Here is an 8,247-nt window from a genome sequence, read left to right as displayed (position 1 = left end):
GCCCGTATCGATCTGGTGACGAGCGCCGCCGATAATGGCGACGGCACGATCGGCCTGGCGATGAGCGCGCAAGGCAAGGCGGGCGGCTCGGCCTTTTCGGCATCGCTGTCGGGCAAGGGCAAGGCCGATCAGCTGGCCGAAGCGCCGCTGGCGCTGACCTTCAACGCCAGGAGCCCGGATGCCGCCGCGTTGCTGGCGCTCTACGGCCTGCCGGCATTGCCGCTCGGCATGTTGGGTGAGGCGACCACCGATATCTCCGCCAAGGGCTCGCTCAGCGGCGGGCTGGCGACGGACTTCAGCTTGGCGGCCGACGACTTCAAGGCCGAGTTCCAGGGAACGGTTGCCGATACGCCGCAACAGGGCGTGTCGGCCAAGGGTAAGGTCAGTCTCGAAGGTTCCGACATCGAGCCCTGGCTGATGACGACCGGCGTCGGCCTGCCGGGCATGGGGACGGGAACCTCGGCCTCGCTGGCTGCAGATGCCGATTTCGGCAGCGGTCTGCTGGTGCTGAGCGGGCTGAACGGCGCCATCAACGAGGCGGCCGTTTCCGGCGACGTCAATGTCGACGTGAAGGATGGAATGCCGCACCTTGCCGGCGCGCTGGCGCTCGACGAGCTCGATCTCGATCCGACGGCGGTGGCGCTGTTCGGCGATCAGTCCTTCCTGGCCGGCAAGGGCGGCTGGCCGACGGCACCGTTCAGCCAGAAGTCCAGCCTGCCCTTCACCGCCGACCTTGATCTGACCACGGGGGCGCTCGCCGCCGGGCCGTTCGCCACCGCCCATGACGCGTCGCTGTCGTTGAAGCTCGACCAGGAGGGCATCCGCGTCTCGGACCTCAAGGCCAGGCTCTTCGGCGGCGCGCTGACCGGCCTGTTCGAGCTGAAGAACAATGACGGCACCGGGCTTTTCTCCGGCCAGATGAAGCTCGCCGGTGCCGATCTTTCGGCCCTGTTGCCAAATGCCGGCCTGAGCGGCAGTGGCGATGTCTCGACGGCGCTGTCGACCAGCGGCAAGTCCGTCGATGCGATGGCAGCCGCTCTGTCCGGTTCCGGTACGGCGACGCTGAGGGGGCTCACCATCGCCGGCGTCAACCCGGACGCCTTTCCCGCCTTCGTCGAGAAGGCCGATTCGATCGGGCGCGATATCGACGCGGCCAAGACCGCAGGCTTCGCGCCGGAGATCGCAGCCAATGGCAATTTTGCCGCCAAAGACACCGAGATTGCCTTCACGGTGGCCGGCGGCACGCTGCGTGCGCCGCCGATCAGCCTCGACAATCCGGCGGCGACGCTGTCCGCCGACGTCACGGCGAATCTCAACGCCAGCACCGTCTCGGCAAAGGGCGCCATCACCTACCGGCCAGGCGACGAGGCGCTGGTCGGCTCCGAGCCGGCGGTGAATTTCAGTGTCGAGGGGCCGCTCGGCGCCGCCGACCGCCTGTTCGATAGCGAGCCGCTGGCGCAGTTCCTGACGCAGCGCGCGCTGGAGAAGGAGCAGCAGCGGGTCGAGGCGATGCAGGCCGCGCTCTTGGAGAAGCAGCGGCTGCGCCGCGAGGTGCGCTATTACGCGGCACTGCAAACCGAACGCGACCGGGCGGCCGAGGAACTGCGCCGGCAACAGGAGGAGGCGCGGCTGCAAGCCGAGGCTGAGGCCAAGGCAAAGGCTGAAGCGGAGGCGCAAGCCAGGGCCGAAGCCGAGGCAAAGGCGCAGGCGGAGGCCGAAGCGAAAGCCAAGGCCGAGGCGGATGCGAAGGCGCAAGCCGAGGCCGACGCGAAAGCCAAGGCCGAGGCCGAGGAAAAGGCGCAAGCCGAGGCGGGCGCCAAAGCCAAGGCCGATGCCGAAGCGAAAGCCAGGGTGGAACAGCAGGCGGCTGACGCGGCGGCCAAGGCGCAAGCCGAGGAAGAACGCCGAAAGGCCGAAGAGGCACTGCGCATCGCCTCGGAAGAAAGGGCCAAGCGGGACGCCCAACGCAAGGCCGCCCAGCAAGCACCAAAGGTCGATGGCTCCCTTCCTGGCGTCAATGACGGTTCGGCTCCACCGCCACCGAAGCCCAAGTCCAATCCGTTCACGATCGACAACCTGCTGAAGTCGCTGGATGGCGGCTAGGACGAACCGCTCTTCCCGCGTTTGGCCCAATCCAGAACGCAAAGCCTGAGCGCGGAGGAGAGGTTGGCGTCGCGCGGACGGGTTTCGTCGATCTCGGCGACGAGAGCGGCAAGCGTCAGCTTTCGCGCCGCGGCGATGGCGACGAGATCGTCGTAGAAGGCCTTTTCGAGCGAATAGCTGGTGCGATGGCCGCGGATGGTCACGGAACGCTTTTCGACCGGGCTCACGTAAGGCGCTCAGCTCTCGTTTGAATCACCAGGCTTTTCGCGGCGATGGTCGGCGATGAAGTGCTCGGCCTTGTCGGCGGCCATGCGGTCACGGTCCCGATCGGCTTTGGAGCGGCCATGCAGGGCACGGTTCTCGCCGGCCTGCCGCTCCTTCTCGGTCCGCGCCTTCTGCTTGCGGACCTGGCGGAGATTGACGACGTCGCCCATGCCGCACCGTCCGGGGAATTATTTCTTGCGGAAGGCGTCGAGAGACACCACGTCGGCGCTTTTGCCGGCGTCTGCCGCGGCGGGCTTCTTGTCGGCCTCGGCGGCGGCTTTCTTCTTCGTCTCCGGTTTCTTCTCGGTGACGACGGCCAGCGGCTCGGGCGTGGGCTGCGCCGGTTCGTCCTCGGCCGCCCCATCAGTCCTGACATCGAACTCGAGCTCGAAATTGACCGAGGGATCGTAGAAGCCGCGCACGGCGGAGAAGGGGATTTCGAGCTTCTCCGGCACATCGGAAAAGGAGAGGCCGACCTCGAAGCCGGTGTCGGACACTTTCAGGTCCCAGTACTGGAACTGGATGACGATGGTCATCTGCTCCGGATAGCGCTCGCGCAGCCGCGAGGACACGCGAACGCCCGGCGCGCCGGTGAGGAATGTGATGAAGAAATGATGGTTGCCTGGAAGGCCGGTGCGCGCGACTTCGGCCAGGACCTTGCGCATAACGCCGCGCAACGCCTCCTGGGCCAGAATGTCGTAGCGGATGTGGTCGTCGGCCATGTAGCGGGTCGGGTTCCGTTGAATCGTCCGCATAGCTGTAATGAAGCTTGAGCGCGGCGTAAACCGCATATAGATCGCAGCCCTCTCGAAGCGAGGGCCATTGCCGGTGTTTTGATGGCTCAGGCGCCGACGAGCACGCTCTTCTTGGCCGCATGCGCCGTGGCCTTCTGCCTGCCGAAGGCGCGAAGGAAGGTGCGCACGCCATTGCTGGCGGATTGCAACACTTCGCTTTCCTTTGGCGCGCCGCCAAGCATGAAGGTTATCTGCAATTCCGCGTTGACGAGAGCCAGGAACTGGCGCGCAGCCACGTCGGGGTCCTCGATCGAGAGATAGCCGGCATACGCAAGACGGGCGAAGCGGGCGGCAAGCGCCGACCAGGTGCGGCCCGGGCCTTGCTCGCGCCATTCGGCGAACAGTTCGGGATAGCGCTCGCCCTCGGCCTGGATCAGCTTGCGCAAGAACCTGCCGTCGCGGTTGCAGATGCAGTTGCGGTTCATGCGCACGGCGAAGCCAACAAGATCGGCCGCGATGTCGGTGGGCTGGTCGGGAAAGGTGGCGATGGTGGCGAAGATGCCGGCGTTGCAGCGCTCGGTCAGGTCGCGCACCACGGCGATGAAGAGCTTTTCCTTGTCGCCATGATGGTTGTAGACGGTCTGGCGCGACACGCCGGCCTCGGCGGCGATCAGATCGATGTTGGCGCCGGCAAACCCTTCGCGGCAGAAGACCGAAGCAGCGGCCTCGACGACCGAAATGCGCTTTGCCTCGTGGCTGCGTGGCGGGAAATTGTCAGGAGAAACGCAGGGCTTCATAAAAAACTATATAGCGGCGATTGACGATTTGGACAAGAGTGTCTAATTTTGTGGACATAACACAAGGCATTCGCTCCGGAGAGACAATAGGTCCCCCTCTGAGGTGTCGGAATGTCGCGGGATGGAACGTCCTGGGTTAGACGCCGCTTTCGCGGCGGCAGCCAGATCCGAAAGAAGCCTAATCATGAGTCCCAAATTCCTCCGCATCGCGGTCGTGCTCGGCCTGTTGTCCGCCATCGGCCCGTTCGCCATCGACATGTATCTTCCGGCCCTGCCGTCGATCGGCGAGGACCTGCATGCCGGCACCTCTGCGGTGCAGATGAGCCTGCTGATCTTCTTCCTGTCGATGGGCTTCGGCCAGATTCTGGTCGGGCCGATCTCGGACATGGTCGGCCGCAAGCTGCCGCTTTATGGCGGCCTCGCATTGTTCATGGTCGGCGGCATCGGCTCGGCGATGGCGCCGACCATCGAATGGCTGATCGCCTTCCGGTTCCTGCAGGGCCTCGGCGCCAGCGCCGGCATGGCCATTCCGCGCGCCATCGTGCGCGACCTGCACACCGGCAATGAGGCGGCCAAGCTGATGTCGTTGCTGATGCTGGTGTTTTCGGTATCGCCGATCCTGGCGCCGCTGACCGGCAGCCAGATCATCGAGAGCTTCGGCTGGCGCGCCGTGTTCTGGACGGTGACGGGCGCGGCGGTGCTTGCCACCATCTTGCTTGCGACTTCGCTCAAGGAAACGCGGCCGGTCGAGGAACGTGCCGGCTCATCCTTCGGCGCGGCGTTGTCGGGCTACCGCTTCCTGATGGGCGACCGCAACTTCCTCGGGCTGGTCTCGATTGCCGGCTTCGGCATCGCGAGCTTCTTCGTCTACCTGTCGAGTTCGTCCTTCATCCTGATCGATCACTACGGCCTGTCCCCGTCGGTCTATAGTGTGTTCTTCTCGATCAACGCGGTTGCCTTCATCGGCATGTCGCAACTGACGGGAATGCTGGCGGATCGCTTTGGCTTGAAGCGCGTCGTCTGGGTGGCGGTGACTGGCTATGCGACGACGATGGTGGCGCTGTTCGCGATCATGGCCTCGGGCGTCGACCGGCTCGACGTGATGGCGGCGCTGCTCTTCGTCGGCTACGGCTTCCTCGGCCTGGTCATCCCGACGACCTCGGTGCTGGCCATGGAAGAGCATGGCGAGATCGCCGGCACGGCCTCGGCGCTGATGGGCACGCTGCATTTCGCCATCGGTGCGCTGGCCATGGGTGTCGCCGGACTGTTCTTCGACGGCACCCCGCTGCCGATGGTGGCCGGCATTACGCTCTGTGCGGTGATTTCTTTCACCCTCGCCAAGCTGACGCTCGGCCGCGCGCGGGAGACGGTGGAAGCGCCGGCCGAGTAAGCAACGCTCAATATCGTAACAGAAAGGCCGGGCTCGCCCGGCCTTTTTCATGTTTTGCATAAACCCGCCGCATCGGGAACGAAACGCAATCGCGCCTCCATTGGACGCGCGGGAACAGGTCGTGGCCCCGCGCCTGGGCCAAAAACTTGCGGTTGCAAAAAGTGGGAGGAGGGGAGAAGTGGAGGTTTCTGTTGCCAGGTACCTCCGAACCCCGCCTAGAAGTGCGAACCTCTAGGGCTTGATTTGAAGCGTTCGCACTGCATTACGCAGCGAGACGAGCTTCCGCATAGTTGTCGTTGGCAACTATAAGTTTAGCCCGATGACGGTGGTACAATGCCGGGCAAAAGTACGATCTTTACACCTTCGTCGATCCTATTTCGCCCCCAGCAAAAGCCGCTCTTTTCGAAAGAGCGGTTTTTGGTGGAGGCGCCGGGTACCGCCCCCGGGTCCGAACGGCTTATTGCATCGCCTGTTTATCGCCATAGTCGGTCAAGCCGACGAAACGAATATAGGGGCCGATCATGGAAATTGAAAGGCCGAATGGGACTTTGTCCCTATCTCAAAATGGATCGTCGAGGGTTGACTTGCCGGCGCGCTCAACCGAAGCTTTGCACCGGTGAGGAGTTGCTACCCAGCGCACAGATTGCGTAGCGCGCCACAAGCCTCATCGACCGGATCCGTGGCGCCGAGGAGGGGATTTTTCCGATGGCCGACTATCTTGCGGATGTGAAGAAGTACGACGCTGGCGCCAGCGCCGACGCGGTCGAGAAGATCGTGAAGCACCTGGGCATCGCGCTCAGAAACCGCGATTCCTCGCTGGTGTCCTGCACGGACCCGAAGGAACTGGAACGCGTGCGGGAGAACTGGGCCGCCAAGAAGCTCGGCGTCGCCGACGCCAACAAGGCCGATGGCGCGATCGAGAAGGCCTGCAAGGCGATGGCCTCCGACAACACCAAAAGCCGGGTGACTTTCTACTATCTGGTGGCGAAGGATCTCAGCAAGCTCGGCTCCCTCTGAAGCATGACGACAGGGCGGCAGCCGGCGCGACCTGGTGCCGGCGCCGTCAACATCGGCGCGTCCACATCTGCGGCGGGCTTTGTGGTATTCGATCGACGGCCGGTCGGTTATGATTGCTTGACACCCGAATCGAGGCCAAGCCGATGCGCCAGTATCTCGACCTGTTGAAGCATGTGCTGGAGAACGGCGTCGACCGCGGCGACCGCACCGGCACCGGCACCCGTGGGGTGTTCGGCTACCAGATGCGTTTCGACCTCTCACGCGGCTTCCCGGTCACGACAACCAAGAAGCTGCATCTGAAGTCGATCATCCACGAGCTGCTCTGGTTCCTGGCCGGTGACACCAACATCAAATACCTCAAGGACAATGGCGTCTCCATCTGGGACGAATGGGCGGACGAGAACGGCGACCTCGGTCCGGTCTATGGCAAGCAATGGCGCTCGTGGCCGGACGGCCGTGGTGGCGAGATCGACCAGATCGCGGGTCTTTTGAAGGAGATACGCCGGAACCCCAACTCGCGGCGACTGATCGTCTCGGCGTGGAACCCCGCCGAGGTGGAGGCGATGGCGTTGCCGCCCTGCCACTGCCTGTTCCAGTTCTATGTCTCGGAAGGCCGCCTCTCCTGCCAGCTCTACCAGCGCTCCGGCGACATTTTCCTCGGCGTGCCGTTCAATATCGCTTCCTACGCGCTGCTGACGCTGATGGTGGCGCAGGTGACGGGGCTTAAGCCCGGCGATTTCGTCCATACGCTTGGCGATGCGCATCTCTACTCGAACCATTTCGAGCAGGCGCGCGAGCAACTGCGGCGCACGCCGAAGCCGCTGCCGACGATGTGGATCAATCCGGAGGTGAAGGACCTTTTTGCCTTCCGGTTCGAGGATTTCCGGCTCGAGAACTACTTCGCCGATGCCACCATCAAGGCGCCGATCGCCGTTTGAGGTGTGCTGATATTCAGGTGATGCCGGCTTGCGAACGGCGGTTTCCTGCGCTTCCGGTGCTCACGCACTTTAAGTACGCTCCGCTCCGGTTCTCGGAAATAGCCGTTCTCGGCTCGGCCTGACCTGAATCTCAAAGCACCTTCGGCCCAATGTCAGAATTTGGAGTCTGACCCGTCCGACAATCGCCGTCAGTCGATGCCGACCATGACATCCGAGGCCTTGATCACGGCATAGGCCGGCTTGCCCTTCCAGCTTGAGGTCGGCAACCGCCTCGTTGGTGATCGAGGCGGTGACGACGGCACCGCCGGTGTCAATGCGGACATGCGAGGTGGTGGTTCCCTTGACGATCTCGACGATCGTGCCCTTGAGGATATTGCGGGCGCTGATCTTCATGACGGGCTCGTTCGCTGTGTCTGCCAAAATCCATCGTAGGCCGAGAAAACCCTGTCGCATAACGACAGGGGCCGCGAAAGGTCTTTCCTTGTTATATTCGTGCAGATATATCGGTCGGCAGGCATTGGGCTGATCGGATTTCAAACCCGGGGAGAATTTCATGACGCACAAAGGTTTTGGACTGGGAGCGATCGCCATTGGCGTTTTCGCGGCATCGCTGGCGATCTCGGCGCCGGCTGCCCGTGCCGAGGACAAGCTGATCGTGTTTGCGGCGGCCAGCCTCAAGGACGCGCTCGACGGCGTCAACAAGGCCTGCGAGGCCGATGTCGGCGAGGCGGCGACCATCTCCTACGCGGCAAGCTCAGCGCTTGCCAAGCAGATCGAGGGCGGCGCGCCGGCCGACATTTTCATCTCGGCCGACCTCGACTGGATGAAGTATCTGTCCGACAGGAAGCTGACCAAACCCGACACCGAGGTGAAGCTGCTCGGCAACCAGATCGTGCTGGTGGCGCCGACGGATTCCAAGGTTGAGGCCAAGATCGAAAAGGGCTTCGACCTTGCCAGGCTTATCGGCGATGGCAGGCTTGCCATGGGCGACGTCAAGGCTGTGC

Annotated in this window: 9 protein-coding genes, 1 other RNA gene and 1 pseudogene; 5 read left to right on the top strand and 6 right to left on the bottom strand. The window is 63.6% G+C overall.

The window, feature by feature from the left end:
* Positions 1–2,103: AsmA-like C-terminal region-containing protein (locus tag EN781_RS18640; protein ID WP_281034379.1), on the top strand; the 2,103-nt coding region annotated here is incomplete at its 5' end.
* Here the strand turns inward: EN781_RS18640 and EN781_RS18635 are convergent.
* The 4 genes from EN781_RS18635 to EN781_RS18620 all read right to left on the bottom strand — a co-directional run bounded on the left by EN781_RS18635 (position 2,100) and on the right by EN781_RS18620 (position 3,898).
* Positions 2,100–2,330, bottom strand: coding sequence for a ribbon-helix-helix domain-containing protein (locus EN781_RS18635; protein ID WP_126053946.1), 231 nt, complete (start codon positions 2,328–2,330; stop codon positions 2,100–2,102). The two genes, EN781_RS18640 and EN781_RS18635, sit on opposite strands and share 4 nt — an antisense overlap.
* Positions 2,331–2,339: 9 nt before the next feature.
* Positions 2,340–2,537, bottom strand: coding sequence for a DUF4169 family protein (locus EN781_RS18630; protein WP_126053947.1), 198 nt, complete (start codon positions 2,535–2,537; stop codon positions 2,340–2,342).
* Between the two features lie 18 nt (positions 2,538–2,555).
* Positions 2,556–3,089, bottom strand: coding sequence for an SspB family protein (locus EN781_RS18625; RefSeq protein WP_126053948.1), 534 nt, complete (start codon positions 3,087–3,089; stop codon positions 2,556–2,558).
* 119 nt (positions 3,090–3,208) lie between these two features.
* Positions 3,209–3,898, bottom strand: coding sequence for a TetR/AcrR family transcriptional regulator (locus EN781_RS18620; RefSeq protein WP_126053949.1), 690 nt, complete (start codon positions 3,896–3,898; stop codon positions 3,209–3,211).
* A gap of 184 nt (positions 3,899–4,082) precedes the next feature.
* Here EN781_RS18620 and EN781_RS18615 point away from each other — a divergent pair, with 184 nt between their 5' ends.
* A complete protein-coding gene (locus EN781_RS18615; protein WP_126053950.1) occupies positions 4,083–5,288 on the top strand; it encodes a multidrug effflux MFS transporter in 1,206 nt (401 codons plus the stop codon).
* Between the two features lie 177 nt (positions 5,289–5,465).
* Here EN781_RS18615 and ssrA read toward each other — a convergent pair.
* Positions 5,466–5,826, bottom strand: a transfer-messenger RNA (tmRNA) gene (gene ssrA, locus EN781_RS18610).
* Positions 5,827–5,993: 167 nt separating this feature from the next.
* Between ssrA and EN781_RS18605 the strand changes: the two genes are divergently transcribed.
* Together EN781_RS18605 and EN781_RS18600 are read left to right on the top strand one after the other, a co-directional pair.
* A complete protein-coding gene (locus EN781_RS18605; protein WP_126053951.1) occupies positions 5,994–6,305 on the top strand; it encodes a DUF2853 family protein in 312 nt (103 codons plus the stop codon).
* 143 nt (positions 6,306–6,448) lie between these two features.
* A complete protein-coding gene (locus EN781_RS18600) occupies positions 6,449–7,243 on the top strand; it encodes a thymidylate synthase (protein WP_126059043.1) in 795 nt (264 codons plus the stop codon).
* A 188-nt stretch (positions 7,244–7,431) separates the two neighbouring features.
* Here EN781_RS18600 and EN781_RS18595 read toward each other — a convergent pair.
* Positions 7,432–7,636, bottom strand: a pseudogene (locus tag EN781_RS18595) (molybdopterin-binding protein).
* Positions 7,637–7,796: 160 nt separating this feature from the next.
* On the opposite strand from EN781_RS18595, the gene modA reads away from it, so the two are divergent.
* A partial coding sequence (gene modA, locus EN781_RS18590) for a molybdate ABC transporter substrate-binding protein (RefSeq protein WP_127400219.1) occupies positions 7,797–8,247 on the top strand: 451 nt, incomplete at its 3' end.

Source organism: Mesorhizobium sp. M4A.F.Ca.ET.090.04.2.1, assembly GCF_003999085.1.
In the GTDB taxonomy this organism is placed as follows: Bacteria; Pseudomonadota; Alphaproteobacteria; order Rhizobiales; family Rhizobiaceae; genus Mesorhizobium.
This window is presented reverse-complemented; position numbering and strand designations above follow the sequence as displayed.

Excerpts from the sequence above, each read along its gene's own strand:
- EN781_RS18600 (WP_126059043.1), top strand. The coding sequence starts at position 6,449 with ATGCGCCAGTATCTCGACCTGTTGAAGCATGTGCTGGAGAACGGCGTC.
- EN781_RS18605 (WP_126053951.1), top strand. The coding sequence starts at position 5,994 with ATGGCCGACTATCTTGCGGATGTGAAGAAGTACGACGCTGGCGCCAGC.
- EN781_RS18630 (WP_126053947.1), bottom strand. The coding sequence starts at position 2,537 with ATGGGCGACGTCGTCAATCTCCGCCAGGTCCGCAAGCAGAAGGCGCGG.
- EN781_RS18620 (WP_126053949.1), bottom strand. The coding sequence starts at position 3,898 with ATGAAGCCCTGCGTTTCTCCTGACAATTTCCCGCCACGCAGCCACGAG.
- EN781_RS18625 (WP_126053948.1), bottom strand. The coding sequence starts at position 3,089 with ATGGCCGACGACCACATCCGCTACGACATTCTGGCCCAGGAGGCGTTG.
- EN781_RS18615 (WP_126053950.1), top strand. The coding sequence starts at position 4,083 with ATGAGTCCCAAATTCCTCCGCATCGCGGTCGTGCTCGGCCTGTTGTCC.